The organism is Hydrogenophaga sp. PML113 (assembly GCF_001777155.1).
Classification (GTDB): Bacteria; Pseudomonadota; Gammaproteobacteria; order Burkholderiales; family Burkholderiaceae_C; genus Hydrogenophaga; species Hydrogenophaga borbori.
The window spans coordinates 296,110-322,581 of the sequence record NZ_MIYM01000002.1 but is presented as its reverse complement, the minus strand read 5'-3'; the positions used below and the strand labels follow the sequence as shown (position 1 = coordinate 322,581).

Annotated in this window: 6 protein-coding genes; all 6 read left to right on the top strand. The window is 75.3% G+C overall.

Translation table 11 applies throughout. From position 1 onward, the window contains the following. The 6 genes from BHU06_RS04940 to BHU06_RS04915 are packed head-to-tail and all read left to right on the top strand — an operon-like array spanning position 1 to position 26,471. Positions 1–7,611: a type I polyketide synthase gene (locus BHU06_RS04940; protein WP_070398027.1), complete on the top strand. Its 7,611-nt coding sequence runs from the start codon at positions 1–3 to the stop codon at positions 7,609–7,611. Then, a complete protein-coding gene (locus BHU06_RS04935) occupies positions 7,604–14,362 on the top strand; it encodes a type I polyketide synthase (RefSeq protein ID WP_070398026.1) in 6,759 nt (2,252 codons plus the stop codon). The genes BHU06_RS04940 and BHU06_RS04935 overlap by 8 nt, the downstream gene beginning before the upstream one ends. 26 nt (positions 14,363–14,388) lie before the next feature. After that, complete coding sequence (locus tag BHU06_RS04930; RefSeq protein ID WP_070398025.1) at positions 14,389–20,910, top strand: type I polyketide synthase; 6,522 nt, start codon at positions 14,389–14,391, stop codon at positions 20,908–20,910. Beyond that, positions 20,907–21,893, top strand: coding sequence for an EamA family transporter (locus BHU06_RS04925; protein ID WP_070398024.1), 987 nt, complete (start codon positions 20,907–20,909; stop codon positions 21,891–21,893). Before BHU06_RS04930 ends, BHU06_RS04925 begins: the two co-directional genes overlap by 4 nt. Positions 21,894–21,933: 40 nt before the next feature. Then, positions 21,934–22,851, top strand: a complete 918-nt coding sequence (locus BHU06_RS04920) for a DMT family transporter (RefSeq protein WP_070398023.1) — start codon at positions 21,934–21,936, stop codon at positions 22,849–22,851. Next, positions 22,848–26,471 (top strand): non-ribosomal peptide synthetase, encoded by a 3,624-nt coding sequence (locus tag BHU06_RS04915; RefSeq protein WP_139146954.1) that lies wholly within the window; start codon positions 22,848–22,850, stop codon positions 26,469–26,471. The genes BHU06_RS04920 and BHU06_RS04915 overlap by 4 nt, the downstream gene beginning before the upstream one ends. Position 26,472: the final 1 nt, after the last annotated feature.

Genomic DNA, 26,472 nt, shown 5'->3' with positions numbered 1-26,472 from the left:
ATGAACGACGCAAGCCCCCCGGCCCCCGCTGGCGAACCCGCCCTGTCGCCCCTCAAGCGCGCCTTCCTCGCGCTGGAGGCGGCGCAGTCGCGCGTGGCCGCGCTGGAGGCCGCGGCGCGCGAGCCCATCGCCATCATTGGCCTGGGCTGCCGCGTGCCCGGCGGCGGCAACGACGCCGACAGCTTCTGGCGCCTGATGCGCGACGGCGTGGACGCCATCGGCCCGCTGCCCGCCGATCGCTGGGACACCGAGGCCCTGTACGACCCCGACCCCGAGGCGCCCGGGCGCATTGCCACGCGCGCGGGCGGCTTCCTCGGCGCCATCGACGGCTTCGACGCCGGCTTCTTTGGCATCGCACCGCGCGAGGCCCAGGGCATGGACCCGCAGCAGCGCCTGCTGCTCGAAGTGAGCTGGGAGGCCCTGGAGCACGCGGGCCAGGCGCCCGACCGGCTGGAGGGCACGCGCACCGGCGTCTACATGGGCATGTGCAGCAGCGACTACGCCTACCTGCAGCTCATGAGCGGCGACCGCTCGCTGCTCGACGCGCATTTCACCTCGGGCATCGCCCACAGCATCGGCTCGGGCCGCCTCTCGTACCTGCTGGGACTGCAGGGCCCCAGCCTCACGCTGGACACCGCCTGCTCGTCCTCGCTGGTGGCCGTGCACCTGGCCTGCCAGGCGCTGCGCGCGGGCGACTGCCGCATGGCCCTGGCCGGCGGTGTCAATCTCATCCTCTCGCCCGACCTGTACATCGCGCTGTCGCACGCGCGCATGCTCGCGCCCGACGGCCGCTGCAAGACCTTCGACGCGTCCGCCGACGGCTTCGCGCGCGGCGAGGGCTGTGGCGTGGTGGTGCTCAAGCGCCTGAGCGACGCGCAGGCCGACGGCGACCGCGTGCTCGCGGTGATCCGCGGCAGCGCCGTCAACCAGGACGGCCCCAGCAGCGGCCTGACCGCGCCCAACGGCCCGGCGCAGGAAGCGGTGATCCGCGAGGCCCTGGCGCGCGCGGGCCTGCGGCCGCACGAGGTCGGCCTGATCGAGGCGCATGGCACCGGCACGCAGCTGGGCGACCCGCTGGAGGTGCAGGCCTTGGGCGCGGTGTTCGGCGCCGGGCGCGAACAGCCGCTGTGGCTGGGTTCGGTGAAGACCAACCTGGGCCACCTGGAAGCGGCGGCCGGCGTCACCGGGCTCATCAAGCTGGTGCTGTCGCTGCGGCAGCGGCAGATTCCGCCGCACCTGCACTTCAAGACGCCCAGCCCGCACATTCCCTGGGACGATTTCGCCCTGCGCGTGCCCACCGCGCTCACGCCCTGGGAGCCCATCAACGGCCGCCGCATCGCGGGCGTCAGCTCCTTCGGCTTCAGCGGCACCAACGCGCACGTGCTGGTGGAAGAGGCCCCCGAGGCACCGGCGGCGGTGAACAGCCCCGCCGGCCGCCAGTGGCCGTTCGTGCTCTCGGCCAAGAACGACGCCGCGCTGGCCGCGCTGGCCGCGCGCTGCGCCGAGGCCTTCGCGGGCCGGCCCGACGAGCAACTGGCCGATCTCTGCTTCAGCGCCGCCGTGGGCCGCGCGGCCTTCGCGCTGCGCGCCGTGGTGCTGGCGCGCAGCGTGGCCGAACTGGTCGAGGGCCTGCGCGCCCTGGCCGAGGGCCGCGAGGCGCCGAACCTGCGGACCGCGCGCGTGCACCGCCGCGACCCGGCGCGTTTCGCCTTCCTGTTCACGGGGCAGGGCGCGCAGTACCTGGGCATGGGCCGCGCCCTCTATGAGCGCGAGCCGGTGTTCCGCCGCGCGCTCGATGAATGCGCCGCCGGGCTGCAAGGCGCCATCGAGCGCCCCTTGCTCGAGCTGCTGTTCGACCCCGAGGCGCCGGCGAAGCGGCTCGACGACACCGGCTTCACCCAGCCCGCGCTGTTCGCCATCGAGTACTCGCTGGCGCAGCTGTGGATCAGCTGGGGCATCCGGCCCGACGCGGTGATGGGCCATTCGGTGGGCGAACTCGTGGCCGCCTGCCTCGCGGGCGTGATGCCGCTGGAGCGCGCCCTGTGGCTGATCGCCCGGCGCGGCGCGCTGATGCAATCGCTGCCCGCCGGTGGCCGCATGGCGGCCGTGTCCGCGCCCGAGGCCGAGGTGGCCGAGGCGCTCGCCCCGCGCGCGGCGCGGGTCGCCATCGCGGCGGTCAACGGCCCGCGCCAGACCGTGATCGCGGGCGCCGCCGCCGACGTGGACGCCCTGTGCGAGGGCTTCGCGGCGCGCGGCCACCGCTGCCAGGTGCTGCCGGTCTCGCACGCCTTCCATTCCCCGCTGGTCGAGCCGGTGCTCGACGCCTTTGAGCAGGCCGCGTCAAGCGTGCCGTTCGCCGCGCCGCGGCTGCGCCTGGTGTCCAACCTCACGGGCGGCTGGGCCGACCCGGCCGAGGTGACCCAGCCCCGCTACTGGCGCCGCCACGTGCGCGAGGCCGTGCGCTTCGCCGATGGCCTGCGCACGCTGGCCAGCGTCTCGCCCGACGTGTGCATCGAGGTCGGCCCGCACCCCACGCTGCTGCCGTTCGTGGAGGCCACGCTGGGCGCGGGCGCGCCCACCCTGGTGCCCACGCTGCGCAAGGGCCGCGACGACCTGGACCAGCTCGCCGAGTCGCTGGGCGGCCTGTTCCTGGCCGGCGCGCCGCTGGACTGGCGGGCCGTCTGGTCCTCGTCCGGCTGCCGGCCCACCGATTTGCCCGGCACCCCCTTCCAGCGCGAGCGCCAGTGGTTCCGCGCGCGCCCCGTGGCGCCCCGGTCCGCGGGCCGCGACACCGCGCACCCGCTGCTGGGCACGCGCCTGCGCGGCGCCTTGCGCGAGGTGGTGTCGTTCGAACAGCGCCTGCGCGCCGCCGACCTGCCGTACCTGGCCGACCACCGGGTCAACGGGCGCGCCATCCTGCCGGCCACCGGCTTCCTGGAAATGGCGCTGGCCGCCAGCCGCCAGGTCTGGGGCGAGGCGCGCGCGCTGCACGACGTGGCGATCGTCGAGCCCCTGGCCTTCGAGGGCGAGGAGGCCCGCACGGTGCAAGTCATCGTGCGCCGGCCCGAGGGCGAGGCCGCCAGCGTCGAGGTGCTGTCGCAGGCCGATGGCGCCGATGAGGACGCGTGGCAACGGCATGCGCTGGGCCGTTATGCCGATGCGGCCGAGCGCGCCGAAGCGCCCACGCCCGAGCCGCGCGAGGCCGTGCGGGCCCGCTGCACCGACACGCGGGACGGCGCCGCGCACCGCGAGGGCCTGCGCGAGCGCCAACTGGACTTCGGTCCCAGCCTGCACGGCGTGCGCCACCTCCACCGCCAGGACGGCGAGGCCCTGGGCGAGATCGAACTGCCCGCCGCCGCCGGCGCGGGCGACTACCTGCTGCACCCGGCCCTGCTTGACGCCTGCCTGCAGGTGATGGCCGCGGCGCTGCCCGCGCGCACCGCTGCTGGCCAGGCCTACCTGCCGATGGCGATCGAGCGCCTGCAATGGCACCGCACGCCGGGGCCGCGGGTGACCAGCCATGCGCGCATCACCGTGGGCGAGGGCGGGGCGGGGCTGCTCAAGGCCAGCGTCACCGTCAGCGACGACCAGGGGCCCGTGGCCACGCTCGAAGGCATCGCGCTGCGCCCGCTGGGCGCGGGCGAGGCCCCGGTCTACGCCATCGAATGGCCGCGCGCGCCCGACGCCGCCTGGCTGCCCGCGCCCACCGAACTGGCGGCCTTGGCCGGCCCGCTGCTCGACGGCCTGGCGCGCGAGCACGGCCTGGACGACTACCAGCAGGCCTTCCTGGCGCTGGAGTCCCTGAGCGCCGACTGGATCGTGCGCGCCCTGGCCGAGCTGGGCTGGCGCCCCGCGGCCGGCGAGCGGGTCGAGGCCGCCGCGCTGGCGCGCGCGCTCGGCGTGGCGCCGCGCTACCACCGCCTGCTGCCGCGCCTGCTGGCCATCCTGGCCGAGGACGGCGTGCTGCGCGCCGAGGGCGGGGCCTGGACCGTGTTGCACTGGCCCACGCCGGCCGACCCGATGCAGCGCCTGCCCGCGCTGCTGCAGCGCCACCCGGCCGCGCGCCCGCGCTTCACGCTCACTGCGAACTGCGGCGAGGCGCTGGGCGGCATCCTGCGCGGCGCGGTGGACCCGCTGCACCGGCTGTTCCCCGACGGCTCGGCCGCCCTCGCCGAGGCCCTGTACCGCGACGCCCCCGAGGCCAAGGCCTACAACCAGCTGGTGCGCGAAACCGTTCGCGCCGCGCTGCGCCAACTGCCCCCGGGCCAGCGCCTGCGCGTGCTGGAGGTGGGCGGCGGCACCGGTGGCACCACCGCCTGGCTGGCGCCCGCGCTGCCCGCCGGGCGCTGCGACTACCTGTTCACCGACGTCGGCCCCTCGATGGTGGCGCGCGCGAAAGAGGCCTTCGCGGCGCACCGCTTCATGGCCTTCCAGGCCCTGGACCTGGAGCAGGACCTGGCCGCGCAGGGCCTGGACGGGCGCCGCTTCGACCTCGTGATCGCGTCCAACGTGGTCCACGCCACCGCCGACCTGCGCCGCACCCTGGGCCGCCTGCGCGGCGCGCTGGCGCCCGGCGGCACCCTGCTGATGCTGGAGGTGGCCGGCGACGAGCGCTGGATCGACATCACCTTCGGCCTCACCGAAGGCTGGTGGCGCTTCACCGACACCGATCTGCGGCCCCGCCAGCCGCTGCTGTCGCGCGAGCGCTGGCTGTCGCTGCTGGCCGAGACGGGCTTCGAGGCCGCCGCCATCGATGCGCCCGACCCGCGTTCGCGCGAGGTGCTGCTGGCCGCGCGAAAACCGGTGGAAGCGCTGGAGCCGATGCCCACGGGCGGGCGCTGGCTGCTGCTGACCGATCAACAAGGCGTGGGCGATGCCCTGGCCGCTGGCCTGCGTGGCGCGGGCCAGGTGGTGGACCTGCGGCCCGCGAGCGCCGCCACCGGGGCCGACGCCGCCGCGTTGCGCGAGGCCCTGGCGGCCGCCGAGTGGCGGGGCGTGGTCCACCTCGGCAGCCTCGACACACCCCCGGCCCAGGCCGGTGCCGTGGTGCCTTCGCTGCGCGCCGGTCTGGGCTCGCTGCTGGACCTGGTGCAGGCCATGGGCGCCACCGCGTTCGCCACCGCCCCGCGCCTGTGGATCGCCACGCGCGGCGCGATGGCCGTCGATGGCGCCGACGCGGTCGACGCCGCGCAGGCGCCGACCTGGGGCCTGGGCAAGGTCATCGCGCTGGAGCACCCCGAGTGGCGCGCCAGCTGCGTCGATCTCGATCCACGGGCCGATGTGTCCGCGATGGCCGAGGGCCTGCTGCGCGCGCTGGCCACGGCCGATGCCGAGGACCAGGTTGCGCTGCGCGGCGGCCAGCGCCACGTGGCGCGCCTGGCGCCCTTCCCGCTGGCGGCCGCCGACGACGCGCCGGTGCGACTGGAAAAGGCCGCCAGCGGCGTGTTCGACGACATGGCGCTGCGCCCGATGGCGCGGCGCGCGCCCGGCCCGGGCGAGGTCGAGATCGCGGTGCGCGCGGCCGGCCTGAACTTCCGCGACATCATGAACGCCGTCGCCCTGCGCGACGACCCCGAGCCCCTGGGCGGCGAGTGCGCCGGGCGCATCGTGCGCGTGGGCGAGGGCGTCACCCGCTTCGCCGTGGGCGACGCGGTGGTGGCCACGGGCGAAGCCTGCTTCGCCAGCCACGTGACCACGCAGGAACGCCACGTGGCGCCGCTGCCGCGCGGCATGGGCTACGCCCAGGCGGCCACGCTGCCCTTTGCCTTCATGACCGCCTGGCACGCGCTGCACACGCTCGGCGGGCTGCGTCCGGGCCTGCGCGTGCTCATCCACGCCGGGGCCGGTGGCGTGGGCATGGCGGCCCTCCAGCTCGCGCGGCGCGCGGGCGCTCAGGTGTTTGCCACCGCCGGCAGCGAGCCCAAACGCGCCACGCTGCGCGCGCTCGGCGTCGACCACGTCATGGACTCGCGCACGCTGGACTTCGCCGACGAGGTGCTGCGCCTCACGCAGGGCCGCGGCGTGGACCTGGTGCTCAATTCGCTCGCGGGCGACTTCATCGCGGCCAGCGTGCGCTGCCTGGCGGCCGATGGCGTTTTCCTGGAGATCGGCAAGCGCGACATCTGGACGCCCGAGCGCTTCGCGCAGGAGCGCCCCCAGGCGCGCTACCACGCCATCGACCTCAACGCCCAGCGCTACCAGGACCCGGCCGCCGCCCAGGCCCTGTTCGAGCGGGTGATGGGCCTGGTGAACGCGGGTGAGCTGCGCCCGCTGCCGTACCACGCCTTCCCGCTGGCGCGCGGCGCCGAGGCCTTGCGCTTCATGGCCCAGGCGCGCCACACCGGCAAGGTGGTGCTCACGCGCCACGATCCGGCGCAGGCCTGCATGGAATCGCTGTCGCCCGAGGCCAGCTACCTGGTCACGGGCGGCCTGTCGGGCCTGGGCCTGATCAGCGCCATGCGCCTGGCCGAGCAGGGCGCGCGCCACCTGGTGCTGGTGGGCCGCCGCGCGCCCGGCGAGGCCGCCCTGGCCACGCTGGACGCCATGCGCGCGCTCGGTGTGCAGCTGAAGCTGGTGCAGGCCGACATGTCGCGCGCCGACGAAGTGGCGCGCGTGCTGGACCTGATCGGCGAGGACCACCCGCTGCGCGGCGTCATTCACAGCGCCGGCGTGCTGGAAGACGGCGCCCTGCAGCAGCAGACCTGGGAGCGCTTCGCGCGCCCGCTGGGCCCCAAGGTGGAGGGCGCCTGGGCCCTGCACGCGCTCACGCGCGAACGGCCGCTGGACTTCTTCGTTCTGTATTCCTCGGTGGCCGGCCTGCTGGGCTCGTCCGGCCAGGGCAACCACGCGGCCGCCAACGCCTTCCTCGACGCGCTCGCGCTGCACCGCCGCGCGCAAGGCCTGCCGGGCCTGAGCATCGCCTGGGGCGCCTGGAGCGAGGTCGGCGCTGCCGCCGACCGCGCGGTGGACCAGCGCGTGGGCGCGCGCGGCATCGATGCGATCACGCCGCGCATGGGCCTGGACCTGCTGCAGTCGCTGATGCGCGGCGAGGCCGCCAGCGTGGGCGTGTTCCCGGTGCGCTGGGAGCGCTTCCTGGACGCGGGCGTGCCGCCGCTGCTGGAGCGTTTCCGCGCCGCCACGCACGGCGAGGCACCCCGCGCGGCGAGCGCGCCGGCGCCCGCGCGCGGCGCCTCGCTGGCCGACGAACTCAAGGGGCTGCCGGGCGCGCAGCGCGCCGAGCGCCTGCTGGCCTTCGTCGGCGAGCATGTGGCGCGCGTGGTCGACGTGGCCGACGCCCGCCGCATCGACCCGCGCCAGCCGCTCAACGAACTGGGCCTGGATTCGCTGATGGCCGTGGACCTGCGCAACCGCCTGGGCAAGGACCTGGGCCTGGCGCGCGGCCTGCCCGCCACCCTGGTGTTCGACTACCCCACGCTGGACGCGCTGGCCGGGTACATCGGGCAGCTGTTGGCGCCGCAGGCCGAGACCGAAGCCGCCGCCGCACCCGTGCCCACGGCCAGCGGCGCGGTCGAGGCCATCGATGACCTGAGCGACGAGGAGATCGAGGCCTTGTTCGCGAAGAAGCTGCAGAGAAAGCAATCGGATGTCTGACTTCCTCGAACGCATCAGCCACTTTTCGCCCAAGCGCCTGGCGCTGCTGGCCGACGGGCTGCAGGAGCGCGTGACGGCGCTGGAGGCGCGGCTCGCCGAGGCCGGCGGCAGCGGCGCGCGCGAGCCGATCGCCATCGTCGGCATCGGCTGCCGCTTCCCCGGCGGGGCCGACACGCCCGAGCGTTTCTGGACCCTGGTGCGCGACGGCGTGGACGCCATCACCGAGGTGCCGCCGCAGCGCTGGGCCATCGACGACTTCTACGACGCCGACCCCGATGCGCCGGGCAAGATGAACACCCGCTGGGGCGGCTTCGTGGGCGACGTGGACGGCTTCGACCCGCACTTCTTCGGCGTCTCGCCGCGCGAGGCGCGCAGCATGGACCCGCAGCAGCGCCTGCTGCTCGAGGTGGCCTGGGCAGCGCTGGAGCACGCCGGCATCCCGGCCGATCGTCTGGAGGGCAGCCGCACCGGCGTCTTCATCGGGATGTCGGCCGGCGACTACTACCAGCTGCTGCGCGACGGCGGCAAGGAGAGCTTCGACGCTTACACCGCCTCGGGCATCGCGCACAGCATCGCCTCGGGCCGCCTGTCCTACGTGCTGGGCACGCGCGGGCCCAGCCTGTCGATCGACACCGCCTGCTCATCCTCGCTCGTGGCCATCCACGAGGCCGTCATGAGCCTGCGCCGCGGCGAGTGCGACGCCGCGCTCGCTGGCGGCGTCAACCTGATCCTCACGCCCGACGTCAGCGTGGCGCTGTCGCGCTCGCACATGATGGCCCCCGACGGCCGCTGCAAGACCTTCGACGCGCGCGCCGACGGCTTCGTGCGCAGCGAGGGCTGCGGCGTGCTGGTGCTCAAGCGCCTGTCCGACGCGCAGGCCGCGGGCGACAACATCGTCGCGCTCATCCGCGGCAGCGCGGCCAACCAGGACGGCCGCAGCAACGGCCTCACCGCGCCCAATGGCCCCTCGCAGGAGGCCGTGCTGCGCGAGGCCCTGGCCGACGCGCGCGTGGACCCGGCGCGCGTGGGCTTCGTCGAGGCGCATGGCACCGGCACCTCGCTGGGCGACCCGATCGAGGTGCAGGCCCTGGCCAAGGTGCTGGGCGAGCCGCGCCAGGCGGGCGATGCGCCGCTGCTGCTGGGTTCGGTCAAGGCCAACGTGGGCCACATGGAAGCGGCGGCCGGCGTGGGCGGCGTGATCAAGCTGGCCCTGGCCCTGCGCCACGGCCAGGTGCCCGGCCAGCCGCACGTGCAAACGCTCAACCCCTACATCCCCTGGGACGATCTGGCGGTGCGCGTGCCCACCGCGCTCACGCCCTGGCCCGGCGGCACCGGCCCGCGCCTGGGCGGCGTCAGCTCCTTCGGTTTCAGCGGCACCAACGTGCACCTGGTGATGGAGCAGGCGCCCGAACCCGCGCCCGCCCCAGCCCCTGCCGGCCCCGACCGGCCGCTGCACCTGCTCACCGCCACGGCCCGCCAGGACGGCGCGCTGCGCGCCCTCGCGGCGGCCTACGCCGAGGCGCTCGACGGCGCCGGCGCCTCGCTGGCGGACTTCGCCTACAGCGCCAACACCGGCCGCGCGCCCTTCGCGCACCGCCTCTCGGTGCTGGCGGCGTCGCCGCAGGAGGCCGCGTTGCGCCTGCGCGCCCACCTCGCGGGCGAGGACCCGCCCGGCGTGTTCGCCGCCACGGCCGGCGCGCGCGCGCCCAAGATCGCCTTTCTGTTCACTGGCCAGGGCGCGCAGCACGCCGGCATGGCGCGCGAGCTCTTCGCCAGCGAGCCGGTGTTTCGCGCCGCGCTGGAGCGCTGCGCCGGCGGGCTCGACGCCCAGCTGCCGCGCCCGCTGCTGGAGGTGCTGTTCGCGCCCGAGGGCGACGGCGCCATCGACGACACCGCCTTCACCCAGCCCGCGCTGTTCGCGCTGGAGTACGCGCTGGCGCAGCTCTGGCTGTCCTGGGGCGTGCGGCCGGCGGCGGTGATGGGCCACAGCGTGGGCGAATACGTGGCGGCCTGCGTGGCCGGCGTGTTCGGCCTGGACGACGCGCTGCAGCTGATCGCGGCGCGCGGCCGCCTGATGGGCGCCTTGCCGCGCGACGGCGGCATGCTGGCGGTGATGGCCGAGCCCGCGCGCGTGGCCGCGCTCATCGGGGCCTGGCCGCGCGAGCTGTCCATCGCCGCGGTCAACGGGCCGCAGAACGTGGTGGTCTCGGGCCTTCTTCGCGCCATCGAGGCGGTCGAGGCGCAATGCCAGGCCCAGGGCCTGCGCTGCTCGCGGCTCAAGGTGTCGCACGCCTTCCACTCGCCGCTGATGGAGCCCATGCTGGCCGAGTTCGAGCGGCTGGTGGCGTCGGTGGACCTGCGCGCGCCGCGCATCGAGCTGATCTCCAACCTCACGGGCCGCCCGGTGGGCGAGGCCATCACCCGGCCCGGCTACTGGCGCGAGCACGTGCGCGAGGCGGTGCAGTTCGCGCCCGCGGTGCAGGCGCTGGCGCAGGCGGGCGTCGAGGTCTTTCTGGAAGTGGGCCCGCACCCAACCTTGCTGGGCCTGGGCCAGGCCTGCCTGCCGGAAGGTTCGGGCGACGGCCAGCGCCATTGGCTGCCCTCGCTGCGCCGAGGGCGCGGCGACTGGGAGAGCCTGCTCGGCAGCCTGGCGCGCCTGCACGGCCTGGGCGCCGCCATCGACTGGACGGCCTTCGACGCCGGCCGCGCGCGCCGCCGTGTCGCGCTGCCGGGCTACCCCTTCCAGCGCGAGCGCTACTGGGCGCCAGACGACCACGCGCCCGCGCGCGGCGCCGAGCCGCGGCCCGCGGCCCTGCACCCGCTGCTGGGCAGGGAGGTGGCGCAGTCGCTCACCAGCGACCGCCTGTTCGAGACGCGCTGGGGCCTGGCGGTCCAGCCCTGGCTGCGCGACCACCGCATCCTGGGCCGCTGGCTGTTGCCCTCGCCCGTGTACATGGAAATGGCGCGCGCCGCCGCGCAACGGCAGTTCGGCGACGGCCCCGTGGAGATCCGTGATTTCGTGGTGCACCGCGCGATGCCACTCCACGGCGACGAACCGGTGCGCGCGCAACTGGTGCTTGGCGCGCCCGAGGCGGGCGTGAGCGCCCTGCGCATCGCCGCCTTCGACGCCGAGGGGGGCGGCTGGCCGGTGAACGCCAGCGCGCGGCTCGCGGCCGCCACCGCGTCGGTGCCCGCGCACGAGGCGCCCGCCGCGATCGCGGCGCGCCTGGGCGAGGCCATCGACGTGGACCATTACTACGGCTGGCTCAAGACCCTGGGCCTGGAATTCGGCCCGCTGTTCCGCGGCGTCGAGTCGATCCGGCGCGGCGAGGGCGAGGTGCTGGCGCGTTTGTCCTGGCCCGACGGCCTGTCGCCCGAGGCCGGCCTGTTGTGGCACCCCGCCTGCCTGGACGCCTGCTTCCACGTCATCGGCGCCGGCCTGCCCCAGCAGGGGGCGACCCTGGACCAGGCCTTCCTGCTGCTGCAGGTCGACCGCATCCACCTGGACCGCGCGCCGGGGCGCGCGGTCTGGAACCACGTGAGGCTGCGCCCCGGCGAAGGCCGCGACCCGGCCCGGGCAGAGACCTTCAGCGCCGACCTCACGCTGCTCGACGACGCGGGCGCGGTGCTGGCCCGGTTCGAGGGCATGCACTTCAAGCGCGCGCGGCCCGAGGCCCTGGCGCCGCAGGGCCGCGTGCCGGCCAGCGTGCGCCGCATGCTGCATGAGATCGTGTGGCGCGAGCTGCCGCCGAACGCGGCCGGCGCGGCCTCGCCCGTCGCCATCGCCCAGGCCCTGGGCCCGCGCGTGGACGAACTCGCGCGCCAGCACGGCCTGGACCGCTACGCCGGCTTCCTGCCCGAACTCGACGCCCTGGCCGCCGACTACGTGCGCCAGGCCCTGCATGGCCTGGGCCTGGACCCGCGTCCTGGCGAAGCCCTCGGCCCCGCCGCCGCGCTCGCCACGCGCCTGGGCGTGCTGCCGCGCCACGGCCGCCTGTTCGAGCGCATGCTGGGCATGCTGGTGGAAGACGGCGCGCTCGCGCGCGATGCCGGTGGCTACTCGGTGCGGCACTGGCCCGGGGCCGGCGACCCCGAGGCGCGGTACCACGATCTGCTGGCGCGCTTCGCCGACTGCGACGCCGAGCTGAACCTCACCGCGCGCTGCGCGCGCGAACTCGCGGCGGTGCTGCGCGGCCAGGCCGACCCGCTGGCCCTGCTGTTCCCGGGCGGCTCGCTGGCCGACACCGAGCGCCTGTACCAGCACTCGCCACCGGCCCAGGTCTACAACGCCCTCATCGCCGACGCGCTGGCGGCCATCGCCGCGGCCTGGCCCGCCGGGCGGCCCCTGCGCGTGCTGGAGATCGGCGCCGGCACCGGCAGCACCACGCACCACGTGCTCTCGCGCCTGCCCACGGCGAACCTGGACTACACCTTCACCGACGTGTCGCCGCTGTTCCTGCACCGCGCGCGCGAGAAGTTCGCCGCCCACGGCTTCATGCGCTACGCCGTGCTCGACATCGGCGCCGCGCCCGCCGGGCAGGGCTTCGCCGAGGCCGCCTACGACGTGGTGATCGGCGCCAACGTGCTGCACGCCACGCCCGACCTCGACACCACCATGGACCACGTGCGCCGCCTGCTGGCGCCCGGCGGCACCCTGGTGCTGCTGGAGGGCACCACGCCCCAGCGCTTCGGCGACCTCACCGTGGGCCTGCTCGAGGGCTGGTGGGCCTACGCCGACACCCAGCGCCGCCAGTACGCGCTGATGCCGCGCGGGGCCTGGCTCGATCTGTTCCAACAGCACGGCCTGGGCGAGCCGGCCGCGCTGCCCGGCGACACGCCACACCCCGTGCTGCAACAGCAGGCCGTGTTCCTGGCCCGCCAGCCGTTGGCCGAGGCCAAGGCCCACGCGGCGCGGCGCTGGCTGCTGCTGCCCGACGCGGCGGGCCTGCAGCAGGCGCTGGCCCGCGAACTGCGCGCGCGCGGCGACGAGGTGCGCGTGCTGGCCGAGGGCCCGGCCGGCCTGGCCGCCGCGCTGGGCGAGGGCCCCTGGCAGGGCGTCGTGCAACTGCAGCCGCTGGACGCGCGCCTGGACGAGGCGCTGGACCCGGACGCCGTCGAACAGCAGCAGCAGCGCCTGATCGGCGGGCTGTTGCCCACGGTGCAGACCCTGGCCGCCCAGGCGGGCAGCGCCGACGGCGCGCCGGGCCTGTGGCTGGTCACGCGCGGCGCGCAGGCCGCGCGCGCGAACGACAGCGCCGACGCCGCCCAGGCCACGGCCTGGGGCCTGGGCCACGTGGTGGCGGTGGAGCACCCCGAGCTGCGCTGCGTGCGCCTCGACCTCGACCCCGCCAGCGGAGACGCCGAGGCGGCGCGCCAGCTGGCGGACGAACTGCAATCGCCCTCGCGCGAGGACCAGATCGCGCGGCGCGGCGGCGCTCGCCTGGCGCGCCGCCTGGTGCGCCACGACGCGGCCACCGCGCCGGCCGGGGGCCCGACGCGCCTCGCCGCCGACCGCGCCTACCTCGTCACCGGCGGCCTGCGCGGCCTGGGGCTGCGCGTGGCCGCGTGGCTGGTGGAGCGGGGCGCGCGCCACCTCGTGCTGATGGGCCGCCAGGCGCCCGACGCCCGCGCGCTGGCGGTGATCGAAGGCCTGCGGGGGCAGGGCGCCCAGGTGCTGGCCGCGCGCGGCGACGTGGCGCGCCGCGCCGACCTGCAGCGCGTGCTGGCCGAGGCCGCCGCGCTGGCGCCGCTGGCCGGCGTGGTGCACGCGGCCGGCGTGCTGGACGACGGCGTCATCGCGGCGCAGACCTGGCCGCGCTTCGCCACCGTGATGGGGCCCAAGGTGCGGGGCAGCTGGAACCTGCACACGCTGTGCCCGGACCTGGACTTCCTGGTGCTGTTCTCCTCGGGCGCCTCGGTGGCGGGGCCGGCCGGCCAGTCCAACCACGCGGCGGCCAACGCCTTCGAGGACGCGCTGGCCTGGTACCGCCAGGCGCGCGGCCTGCCCACCGTCAGCATCAACTGGGGCCCCTGGGCGGAGATCGGCGCCGCCGCCGACCGCCGGCTGGACAAGCCCGGCTCGCTGCGCGCCATCGCACCCGCCGACGGCCTGGCCGCGCTCGAGCACGCGATGCGCCGGTCCGCGCCCGGCGCGCTGTTCCCGAACGCCCAGCTGGCCGTGCTGGACAGCGATTGGGCGCACCTGGCCGACGGCGCGCCGCCGCTGTTCGGCGAGCTGCTGCGCGGGCTGGCGCGGCCCGGCCAGGTGCCGGCGCCCGGCCAGACCGCCGCCGCACCCGAGCCGTCCTTGCGCGAGCGCCTGGCATCGGCCGCCGCGAACCGGCGCAAAACCCTGCTGCGCGACCACGTGCGCCAGCTCACCGTCAAGGTGCTGGGCCTGCAGCGCGGCGAAGACCTGGACGTGACCGAACCCCTGCGCCAGCTCGGCCTGGACTCGCTGATGGCGGTGGAGCTGCGCAACCGCCTGGGCCAGGCGGTCGGGCGCACCCTGCCGGCCACGCTCACCTTCGACCACCCCAGCGTCGCGGCGCTCACCGAGCACCTGGCGCGCGAGGTGTTCGCCGATCTCATGCCCGCGGCCGGCGCGCCGGCGCCCCAGGTGCCCGTGCCCAACCCCGCGCCCACCGCCGCGCCCACCCCCGCGGCCGCTCCCGATGTCGGCTCCTTCGACGAGCTGTCGGAAGACGAGCTGGCCCAGCAGCTGATGCGCCGCCTCGACGGCCTGGGCTGAAGCGACCCATACCTTTAGGAAACACCGTGACCGAACCCCGCCAAGGCACCGACCACGCCGCGCTGCTCAAGCGCTCGCTGGTGGCCATCGACCAGTTGAAAGCCCAGCTGGCGGCCGCGGAACAGGCCCGCAGCGAACCCATCGCCATCATCGGCATGGGCTGCCGCTTCCCCGGCCAGGCCGACACGCCCGAGGCCTTCTGGTCGCTGCTGCACAGCGGCCGCGACGCCGTGACCGAGGTGCCGCCGCACCGCTGGGACGTGGAGCGCTACTACGACCCCAACCCCGACGCGATGGGCAAGAGCTACACGCGCTGGGGCTCATTCGTCGAGGGCGTGGACCGCTTCGACGCGCCCTTCTTCGGCATCTCGCCGCGCGAGGCCGTGAGCCTGGACCCGCAGCAGCGCCTGCTGCTGGAGGTGTCGTGGGAGGCGCTGGAGCGCGCGGGCCTGGCGCCCTCGTCGCTGGCGGGCTCGCGCACCGCCGTGTACATGGGCATCACCACCAGCGACTACGCCGGCCTCATGAACGAGGAGCGCGGCCCCTGCCACGGCGACGCCTACACGCCCTCGGGCACCGCGCACAGCGTGGCGGCCGGGCGCCTGTCGTACTTCTTCGGCCTGCACGGCCCCAACGTGGCGGTGGACACCGCCTGCTCGTCCTCGCTGGTGGCCATCCACTGGGCCATCCAGTCGCTGCGCAACGGCGAGGCGGAGCTCGCGCTCGCGGGCGGCGTCAACCTCACGCTGGCGCCCAACGGCGCGGTGCTGACCTCGCGCGCCCGCATGATGTCCTTCGACGGTCACTGCAAGACCTTCGACGCCTCGGCCGATGGCTACGTGCGCGGCGAGGGCTGCGGCGTGCTGGTGCTCAAGCGCCTGTCGGACGCGCAGCGCGACGGCGACCGCGTGCTGGCCGTGCTGCGCGGCTCGGCGCTCAACCAGGACGGCCGCAGCAGTGGCCTCACCGCGCCCAATGGCGCCGCGCAGGAGGCGGTGATCCGCGCCGCGCTGGCCAACGCGCGCCTGCAGCCGGGCGACATCGGCTACGTCGAGGCGCACGGCACCGGCACGCCGCTGGGCGACCCGATCGAGATGAAGGCGCTCAACCAGGTCTTCGGCGAGCGCCCGCGCGAGCGCCCGCTCATGGTGGGTTCGGTGAAAACCAACATCGGCCACCTGGAGGCCTCGGCCGGCGTGGCCGGTGTCATGAAGGTCGTGCTGGCCCTGCAGCACGCCACCGTGCCGCCGCACCTGCACCTGCGCCAGCCCAACCCCCTGATCGCCTGGGACCAGTACCCCATCACCGTGCCGACCGCGCCGACCGCCTGGCCGCGCCCCGGCGACGCGCCCCGGCGCGCCTGCGTCAGCTCCTTCGGTTTCAGCGGCACCAACGCGCACGTGGTGCTGGAAGAGGCGCCGCCCCCGCCCGCCGCGCCCGCCACCGGCGAGGCGCCGCGCGCCGAGCACCTGGTGGTGCTGTCGGCGCACACCGCCACCGCCCTGGCCGCGCAGGCGCGCCGCCTGGATGAGGCGCTGGCCGCCGGCCCCGCGCTGCCGCTGGCGCCGGTCGCGGCCACGCTGGCGCTGGGCCGCTCGCACTTCGTGGAGCGCCTGGCCCTGGTGGCCGCCAGCACCGACGAGCTGCGCGCCCAGCTCAAGGCCTTCCTGGACAGCGTGGCCGCCCCGGACGGCGAGAGCGTCGCGCCCGCCGGCGTGGTGCGCGCGCGCGCCACGCTCGGCGCCGCGCCCGAGGTGGTCTTCATGTTCACCGGCCAGGGCGCGCAGTACGCCGGCATGGGCCGCCAGCTCTACGAACAGGAGCCGGTGTTTCGCGCCGCCCTGGACGAGTGCGACCGCCTGGTCTCGCCGCTGCTGCCGCACGGCCTGCTGGACACGGTTTTCGCCAGCGGCGAGGACGCCGCGCGCCTGGACGACACCGCCTTCACCCAGCCCGCGCTGTTCGCCATCGAGTACGCGCTGGCACAGCTCTGGCGTTCCTGGGGCGTGGTGCCCACGGCCGTGATGGGCCACAGCGTGGGCGAGTACGTGGCCGCCTGCCTGGCGGGCGTGTTCAGCCTGGCCGATGGCCTGCGCCTGATCGCCGCGCGCGGCCGCCTGATGGGCCAGCTGCCGCGCGACGGCGGCATGGCGGCGGTGTTCGCCGACGAGGCCACGGTGCGCCAGGCCATCGCGGCCGACGCGGCGGTGCTGTCGATCGCGGCCGTCAACGGCCCGGGCAACACCGTCATCTCCGGCCGCAGCGACGCGCTCGCGGCGGCGCTGGCGCGCCTGCGGGCGCAGGGCGTGGAGTCGCAGCCGCTGGTGGTGTCGCACGCCTTCCACTCGCCGCTCATGGAGCCCATGCTCGAGGCCTTCCGCGCCGAGCTGGCCACGGTGCGGCTGAACCCGCCGAGCATGGACCTGGCCTCCAACCTCACCGGCACCCTGGCCGGCGAGGAGGTGTGCACGCCCGAGTACTGGTGCCAGCACGTGCGCGACGCGGTGCGCTTTGGCGACGGCATCGCCGCGCTGCAGAAAGAGGGCTACCGCGTGTTCGTGGAGGTCGGCCCGGCGCCCACGCTGGTGAACATGGCCCAGCGCGCCAGCGCGCTCGCCGACGCCAGCTTCATCCCCTCCCTGCGCAAGGGGCGGGCGGACACGCGCTGCCTGCTGGAAAGCCTGGGCCGCCTGCACGCGCGCGGCCTGCCGGTGCAGTGGCGCGCGGTGCTCGGCGAGGCCGCCGCGCGCCAGCGTGTGGTGTTGCCCACCTACGCCTTCCAGCGCGAGCGCTACTGGTTCGAGCCGGGCGGCCGGGCCGAGGGCGCCGCGCTCGCGCCCACGCGCAGCGGCCACCCGCTGCTGGGCGGCGTGGTGCCCAGCCCGTTGTCCATCTTCCAGAGCCACATCGGCGTCGCCTCCCAGCCCTGGCTGGCCGACCACCGCATCTTCGAGTTCACGCTGTTCCCGGGCACCGGTTTCCTGGAGCTGGCGCAGATCGCCGGGCGCGAGGCCGCGGGCACCGACGATGGCCAGCTGTTCGACGTGCTCATCCGCGAAGGCCTGCCGCTGCCCGAGGAGGGCCAGCGCACGGTGCAGGTGGTCGTGGACGAACCCGATCAGGGCCGCTACGCGGTGCGCGTGTTCAGCCGCGCCGACGCCGACGCGCCGGGCGCCGACGCGCCGGCCTGGAAGCTGCACGTCGGTGCCAACTTCGTGGTGGGGCAGGGCAGCGCCGCGCCCGCGCCCCTGCGCCGGGCCGGCCTGCTGGGCGCCGCCGCGCGCGAGCACGACGTCGAGGCCTACTACGCGCGGCTCGCCGAGCAAGGCGCGCACTACGGCCCGGCCTTCCGCTGCATCACCGAGATCCGCAGCGAGGGCCGCCAGGTGCTGGGCCGCGTGGCCCTGCCGGCGGGCGTGGCCGCCGCGGCGCCGTCCTTCGTGCTGCACCCGGCCCTGCTCGACGCCTGCCTGCAACTGGTGGGCGTGGGCCTGTCCTGGGGCGATACCGCGCCCGACGGCACGCCCAGCGACGACCTCTGCGTGCCCGTGGGCATGGGCAACTACCGCGTCCACCAGACCGGCCTGTCGCAGGCGTGGTGCCACGTGAGCGTGGACGAGGCGACGCCCGATGCCGAGGCGGTGGGCGCCGACGTCACCCTGTTCGACGACCACGGCGTGGTGGTGGCCGAGGTGCGCCGGCTGGTGCTCAAGCGCGTCACGCGCGCCCTGCTGCAGCGCGCAATGGCCGGCAACGCGCCGGCCACGGAGTGGGCCTTCGAGGCCGACTGGCAGGCGCTGCCGCCGACCCCGGCGCCGGATGCGGACGCCGAGGGGCGCTGGCTGGTGCTGGCCGACGCCAGCGGCGTGGGCCAGGCACTGGCGGCGCGGCTGCGGCGTGACGGCGCGGGCGTGGCGGTGATCGCCCGGGGCGAGGGGACCGCCGAGTGCGGCGCCGACGGCTGGCGGGTGGACCCCTCGGACGCCGCGCAGGTCCGCCGGGCGATCGAGGCCGCGGCCCGCGCCGATGCGCGCGCGCTCAAGGGCATCGTGGTGGCCTGGACGCTCACGCCGCCGGCCGGCGGCGCCGACCTGCAGGACGCGCATCTGGCGCTGCTGGGCGACCTGCTGCGCGTGGTGCAGTCCCTGGGCGAATCCCACGCGCGCCTGTACTGGCTCACGCGCGGCGCGCAGGCCGTGGCCGGCTCGGTGCCCGACCTGCTGCAGGCGCCGCTGTGGGGCCTGGGCGGCGTGGTCGCCTCCGAGTACCCCGCCCTGCGCTGCGTGCGCGTCGACCTCGACCCCACGCACCGCGACGACGAGACCGAGCTGCTGTGGGCCAGCCTGCGCGTGGCCGACGCCGAGGACCGCGTGGCGCTGCGCGGCGGCCTGCGCCACGTCTCGCGCCTGGTGCCCGGCGACTTCGTGCCCGAGCCCCGGCCGCTGCGGCTGGAGATCACCGAGCGCGGGTCGCTGGACCGCCTGGCCCTGCTGCCGGTGCCGCGCGAAGCGCCCGGGCCGGGAGAGGTTGAGATCCGCGTGCACGCCACGGGCCTGAACTTCCGCGACGTGCTCAACGCCCTGGGCATGTACCCGGGCGACCCGGGGCCCTTGGGCAACGAATGCGCGGGCGTCGTCTGCGCCGTGGGCGAGGGCGTCACCGACCTGGCCGTGGGCGACGAGGTGGTCGCCATGGTCGACAAGAGCTTCGCCACCTGGGTCATCGCGCCGGCCGTGATGACGGTGAAGAAGCCGCCCAGCTTGACCTTCGCCGAGGCCGCGACCATCCCCGTCACCTTCCTCACCGCCGAGTACGCGCTGCGCCACCTGGCCGGCATGAAGAAGGGCGACCGCGTGCTGGTGCACGCCGTCACCGGCGGCGTGGGCATGGCCGCGCTGCAGCTGGCGCGCCGCGCGGGCGCCGAGGTCTTCGGCACCGCCGGCTCGCCGGCCAAGCGCGCCCTGGCCACCGAGCTGGGCACCCACCACCTGGCCGATTCGCGCTCGCTGAGCTTCGTGCCCGACGTGCGCCGCGACTCGAAGGGCGAGGGCGTGGACATCGTGCTCAACTCGCTGGCCGGCGATTTCATCCCCGCCAGCCTGGGCCTGCTGCGCCCGGGCGGCCACTTCATCGAGATCGGCAAGACCGGCATCTGGGACGCGGCCAAGGTCGGCGCCGAGTTCCCCGGCGTGCACTACCACCCGCTCTACCTGGGCGAGGTGGCCGCCGAGCGGCCCGAGTTCGTGCGCGACATGCTGCGCGATCTGCTGGCCGACTTCGAGACCGGCGTGCTCAAGCCGCTGCCGCAGCGCCTGTACCCCATCGAAGCCGCGGAGGACGCCTTCCGCTTCATGGGCCAGGGGCACCACGTGGGCAAGATCGTCATCACCCAGCACCACGCGCCCGCCGTGCGCGCGGACGCCAGCTACCTCGTCACCGGCGGCCTCACCGGCCTGGGGCTGGTGACGGCGCGCTGGCTGGCGCGCGAAGGCGCGCGCCACCTGGTGCTGATGGGCCGGCGCGCGCCCTCGGCCGAGGCGCAGGCCGCCATCGCCGAACTGGAAGCGGCGGGCGTGCGCGTGCGCGTGGCGCAGGGGGACGTGGCCGACGCCGCGCAGGCGTCGGCCGTGGTGGACGGTCTGGGCCGCGACATGCCGCGCCTGCGCGGCGTGGTGCACGCCGCCGGCCTGGTGGACGACGGCACCCTGGCCGAACTCGGGCCCGAGCGGTTCGAGGCCGTGCTGTCGCCCAAGGTGCGCGGCGCCTGGAACCTGCACCAGGCCACGGCGCGGCTCGCGCTCGACTTCTTCGTCTGCTTCTCGTCGGGCGCGGCGCTGATGGGCTCGCCCGGCCAGGGCAACTACGCGGCGGCCAATACCTTCATGGACGCGCTGGCGCACCTGCGCCGCAGCCAGGGCCGCCACGCGCTCAGCATCAACTGGGGCAGCTGGGCCGAGGTCGGCATGGCCGCCGGCCTGGGCGAGCTGCACCACCGCCGCTGGGCGGCCATGGGCCTGGGCATGATCACGCCCGACGAGGGCATGCGCATGCTCGGGCAGATGCTGCGCGGCGCGCGCGCGCCGCAGATGGCGGCGATGCCGCTGGTGCGCGCGCGCCTGCCCGCCAACCTGGGTCCCTTCTTCAGCGCGCTGGTCAGCGCGGCGCCGACCAAGGCGGCCGCGCCGGCGGCCGAGGCGGTGGACATCCTGCCGCGCCTGAGCGAGACGCCGGCGCCCGAGCGCCACGCCGTGCTGTCGGACTTCCTGGCCGACCAGGTGGTGCGCGTGCTGGCCCTGGGCGCGGCCCACCACGTCGATCCGCAGCGCTCGCTGATCGACCTGGGCATGGACTCGCTCATGGCCATGGAGCTGCGCAACCGCATCCAGGCCTCGCTCAAGGCCACCGTGGCCGTGGCCGATCTGCTGCAAGGCCCCAGCGTGTCCTCGCTGGCCAGCAGCCTGCTGGACGGCCTGGACCTGCCGTCTGGCGAGGCGGCGCTCGAGGCCGGTACGGTCGAGGGCGTTGAATGGGAGGAGGGAACCCTGTGAACCGTTTGCCGTTCGTGCGCCCCGCGCGCCGCTGGCTGGCCCAGCGCTCCACCCGCCAGGGGGCGGTGCTGTTCGCGCTGGCCTTCGCGCTGGTGTGGTCGCTGGTCGAGGTGCTGGTCACGCAGTTGCACCAGGCCTACAGCCTGGTGCAGGTCGAGGGCGTGCGCTTCGGCGTGCAGCTGCTGCTGATGCTGCTGCTGTGGACCTGGCGCGGCGACGCCGGCCAGCGCTGGTGGCGCAGCCGGCGCGCGCCCTGGCACGTGCTGCGCGGCCTGTCCATGCTGGCCTTGCCCTTCGCCTTCGCCGCCGCGGTCTACTCGGGCGTGTCCATCCCGCTCGCGCTCTCGGGCCTGTGGTTCGCGCCGCTGTTCGCGCTGGCGCTGGCGGCGCTGTGGCTGCGCGAGCGGCCGGCCGCCGTGCTGTGGCTGGGCGCGCTGGCCGGGCTGGGGGCCGTGCTGCTGCTGTTCCAGCCCGCGCTGCCGGGCTCGCTGGCGGCGCTGCTGATGCCGCTGCTGTCGGGCGCGGCCCTCGCGGTCTACCTGGCGCTGACGCGCCTGCTGCGCGACGAACCCGTGCAGACGGGGCTGTTCTTCGTCGCCGCCGTGGGCCTGCTGGTGCTGCTGCCCTTCCTGCCCGGCGTGTGGGTGCGGCCCAGTGGGCGCGACCTGGCGCTGCTGGCGGGCGTCGGCGCCTTCGGCTACCTGGCGCTGTGGCTGCTCGACCAGGCGCTGCGCCGCTGGTCGCTGTCGCACCTGGCGCCCCTGCTGTACGCGCACGTGCTGGTGCTGCAGTGGCTGCCGGGGCTGTTGCGGGGCCAGTGGCCTTCGTGGCGGCTGGTGCTGGCCTCGGCGCTGGTCGGTGGGGTGGTGACCATCGTGTGGTGGCGCGCCTCGGCGCGCCGCGTGGCGGGTGTCGGAACCCGCGATTCGGCGCTCGGCGATTCGGTGCTCGGTGCGCCGGTGTCGGTGCGGGGGGGCCTGTGATGGGCGCCGCCGCGCCGCGCGCCGCACGGAGGGTGGTCCCATGACCACCGGTCTGGCCACGCCGGCCTGGGCCGCGCCGCTGGGCGACGGGCGCCGCGCGCTGCTGCTGCTCGCGCTGTTCGTGCTCTCGTGGACGCTGCTCGAAGGCGTGGTGGGCGCGCAGTTCCAGCAGCCCTACCACCTGATGCAGATCGTGTGGTGCCGCTACGCCGTGCACCTGGCCTGCCTGCTGCTGGTCTGCGGCTGGCGCGAACCCTCGCGGCTGTGGCGCACGCGCCGCCCGCTGTTCCAGCTGCTGCGCTCGCTGTGCATGCTGGTCATGCCCCTGAGCTTCGCGCTGGCCCTGGTCGGCGGTGTGACCGGGCACACCGTGTGGGCGCTGTTCTGGGTCGCTCCGCTGCTGATCCTGGCGCTGGCGCGCGGCTGGCTGCGCGAATCCGTGCCGCCCCTGGCCTGGGCGGCGGCCGCGCTCGGCGCGCTGGCCGCGTTGCTGCTGCTGCAACCCCATTGGCCCGCCGCGCCGGGCCGGCTGGCCTGGCCGCTGGCCATGGCGGCCTCGTTCGCCCTGTACGTGGCCATGACGCGCCAGCTGCGCGAGGAGGCCGTGCAGGCCAATCTGTTCTACACCGCCGCTGGCGTGTTCGCGCTGCTGACGCCGCTCATGCCCTGGGTGTGGGTGACGCCCAGCGCGCACGACGCGCTGGTGCTGGCCGGCATCGGCGTGGTGGGCCTGCTGGGCCTGTGGGCGCTGGACCGCGCCTGCGAGGCCGCGCCGGTGTCGCTGGCCGCGCCGGTGCTGGTGCTGCACCTGGCTGGTATGTTCGGCATCGAATCCCTGGCCCGGGGCGCCGGGCCGTCGCGCGGGCAGTGGCTGGCGCTGTTGTTGATCGGCGTGGCCGTGCTGCTCGCCTGGCGGGTGTCCGCCGGCCCGCGCGGCGCGCCAGGGACCTCCCCATGAAAGGCAATGAGCACGTGTCCGAGGAGCTGAGGCAATGGATGGCCGCCCTGCAGGCGCAGGGCGTGGAGCTGTGGGCGGAGGGCGGCCAGCTGCACTTCCGCGCCCCGCCGGGCGCGCTCTCGCCCGAGACGCGCCAGCAACTGGCGGGCCGCCGCGCGGAGCTGCTGGCCGCGCTCGGCGACAAGGCCGCGCCCACGCCGCTGGCCTCGGGCGGCGTGGCCGATCTGCTGGCGCGCCTGGCGCGGCTGGACATCCGCCTCTCGGTCGACGGCGACAAGCTCAACGTCAGCGCGCCCAAAGGCGCGCTGACCCCGGCGCTGCGCGAGGAGCTCGGCCGGCGCAAGGAAGAGGTCAAGGCGCACCTGGGTGCGCAGGCCGGGGCGGGCGCGGCCCCCGCGCGATCGGCGCTGCCCCCGCTGGTGCCGGTGCCGCGCCAGGCCGACATGCCGGTGTCGCACACCCAGCAGCGCCTGTGGTTCCTGCGCCAGGTCGATCCGCACAGCCACGCCTACAACATCCCGGCGGTGCTGCGCTTCACCGGTGCGCTCGACGACGGCGCGCTGGAGCGCGCGCTGCAGATGCTGGTGGTGCGCCACGAAAGCCTGCGCACGCGCTTCATCACCGTGCAGGGCGAGCCGCGCTGCGTGATCGAGGCGCAGACGCCGCTGGCCATCGAACGAATCGACCTGTCCCACCTGCGGGGCGAGGCGCTGGCGGCGGCGTCCACCCGGGCGGCGGAGGGCATCGTGCAAAAGCCCTTCGACCTCACGCGCGCGCCGCTGCTGCACGTGGGCCTGATCCGCGAGGCCGCCGATCGCCACGTGCTCGCCATCGCGATCGACCACATCGTCTCGGACGGGCTGTCGATCGGCATCTTCATGCTGGAGTTCCAGTCGCTCTACACCCACCTGGTCACCGGGCAGGAACCCAATCTGGCGCCGCCGCCCGTGCAGTACCACGACTACGCCGAGTGGGAGCGTCAGGCCTTCGCGCAGGGCGCGCTGGACGAGCACGCGGCGTTCTGGAAGCGCGAGCTGCACGACCTGCCCTCCCTGCTGCAGTTGCCCACCGACCGGCCGCGCCCGCCGGTGCAGACCACGCGGGGCGCGCGCCGCACGCTGCAGCTCTCGCCGGACCTGTCGCAGCGCCTCAAGGCCTTCGGCCGCCAGGAGGGCGTCACGCTGTACATGGTGCTGATGTCGGCCTTCCAGGTGCTGCTGCACCGCTACAGCGGCGAAACCGACATCGCCATCGGCTCGGCCATCGCCAACCGCAACCGCACCGAGGTCGAACACGTCATTGGCTTCTTCGCCAACAACCTGGTGCTGCGCGCCGACCTCTCGGGCAACCCCAGCGTGCGCGAGCTGATGGCGCGCGTGCGCGACCGCGCTCTGAAGGCCTACCAGCACCAGGCCATGCCCTTCGACATGCTGGTCGACCTGCTGGGCACGCGCCGCGAGCTCGACCACTCGCCGCTGTTCCAGGTGCTGTTCGTGCTGCAGCACATGCAGCTGACCGGCCTGGACCTGCCCGACCTGCGCTGCGAGCCCGTGGAGCTGGAGGTGAAGTCGGCGCGCTTCGACCTCGCCGTCGACGTCTTCGACATCCCCCAGGGCCTGCGCTGCTACTTCGAATACAACGCCGACCTGTTCGACGACAGCACCATCGCGCGCTGGCAGGGCCACTACGAGCGGCTGCTGCGCGGCTTCATCGACGCGCCCGAGGCGCGCATCGCCGACCTGCACCTGCTCACCCCGGCCGAGGAGCGCCAGCTGCTGCTCGACTGGAACGCCACCGCCCGGGACTACCCACGCCAGCAGACCGTGCACGGCCTGTTCGAGGCGCAGGCGGCGCGCACGCCCGAGGCGGTGGCCGTGCGCTTCGAGGAGCAGGCGCTGGGCTACGGCGAGCTGAACGCGCGCGCCAACCGCCTGGCCCACCACCTGCGCTCGCTCGGCGCGGGGGCGGGTTCGCTGGTGGGCGTGTGGATGGAGCGCGGCCTGGACATGGTGGTCGCGGTGCTGGGCATCCTCAAGGCCGGCGCCGCCTACGTGCCGCTGGACCCGGCCTTTCCCAAGGACCGGCTCGACTACATGATGGAAGACGCCGAGCTGGGCATCGTGGTCACGCAATCCGCGCTGGCCGATGGCCTGCCCGATGGCGTGCACGGCGTGCGCCTGGACGCGGGCGAGGCCGAACTGGCGGCGCTGTCGCCCCTGAACCCGCCCGCCGCCGCGGGTCCCCACGACCTGGCCTACGTCATCTACACCTCGGGCTCCACCGGCCGCCCCAAGGGCGTGATGCTGGAGCACCGCTCGGTGGTGAACTTCCTGCTGTCCATGCAGCGCGAGCCGGGCATTGGCGCGCAGGACCGCTTCGTGGCCGTGACCACGCTGTCCTTCGACATCGCCGGCCTGGAGATCCATGGCCCGCTGACCGTGGGCGGCACCGTGGTGCTGGCCGCGCGCGCCACCGCGCTCGACGGCCTGCGGCTGGCGCAGCTGCTGGACCGGCACGAGGCCACGCTGCTGCAGGCCACGCCCGCCACCTGGCGCCTGCTGCTCGACAGCGGCTGGCGCGGCCGGCCCGGCCTGAAGATGCTGTGCGGCGGCGAGGGCCTGCCGCGCGAACTGGCCGACAAGCTCATCGCCACCGGCGGCGAGCTCTGGAACATGTACGGGCCCACCGAGACCACCATCTGGTCCACGGTTCAGCGCATCACCGACACCGCGCGCGGCATCTCCATCGGCCGGCCCATCGCCAACACCCAGGTCTACGTGCTGGAGCCCTCGGGCCTGCCGGCGCCGATCGGCGTCGGCGGCGAGCTGTGCATCGGCGGCGACGGCCTGGCGCGCGGCTACCGGCACCGCGACGAGCTCACGGCCGAGAAGTTCGTGACGCTGGAGCTGCCCGGCGTGGGCCTCACGCGCGTGTACCGCACCGGCGACGTGGTGCGCTTCCTGGCCGACGGCCGACTGGAGTTCGTGGGCCGGCGCGACCACCAGGTGAAGGTGCGCGGTTTCCGCATCGAGCTGGGCGAGATCGAGACCGTGCTCTCGCGCCACCCGGGCATCAAGGGCAATGTGGTGCACGTGCGCGAGGACACGCCCGGCGACCAGCGCCTGGTGGCCTACGTGGTGCCCGAGGCCGGCGCCCGGCCCGAAGCCGAGGCCATGCGCGCCACGCTGCGCGCGCAGCTGCCCGAGTACATGGTGCCCGGCCAGTTCGTGGTGCTGGAGGCCTTTCCGCTCACGCCCAACGGCAAGGTCGACCGCAAGGCCCTGCCGGTGCCCGAGGCCGCCGCGCCGAGCGAGGCCGACGAGGTGGCCGAGGCCCTGATGTCGCCGGTGCAGCGCCAGGTGGCCGCGCTGTGGCGCGAGGTCCTCAAGCTCGATCGCGTGGGCCTGCACGCCAACTTCTTCGACATCGGCGGGCACTCGCTGCTGCTGGTGCGCCTGCAGGCCGCGCTCAAGCGCGAGTTCGGGCAGGAGATCGCGCTGGTCGAGTTGTTCCAGCGCACCACGGTGGCGGCGCAGGCGGACCGCCTGGGTGCGCCGGCGGGCGCGAGTTCGGCGCTGGAGCGCGCGCGCGCCCGGGCCGCGAAACAGATTCAGGGTTGAC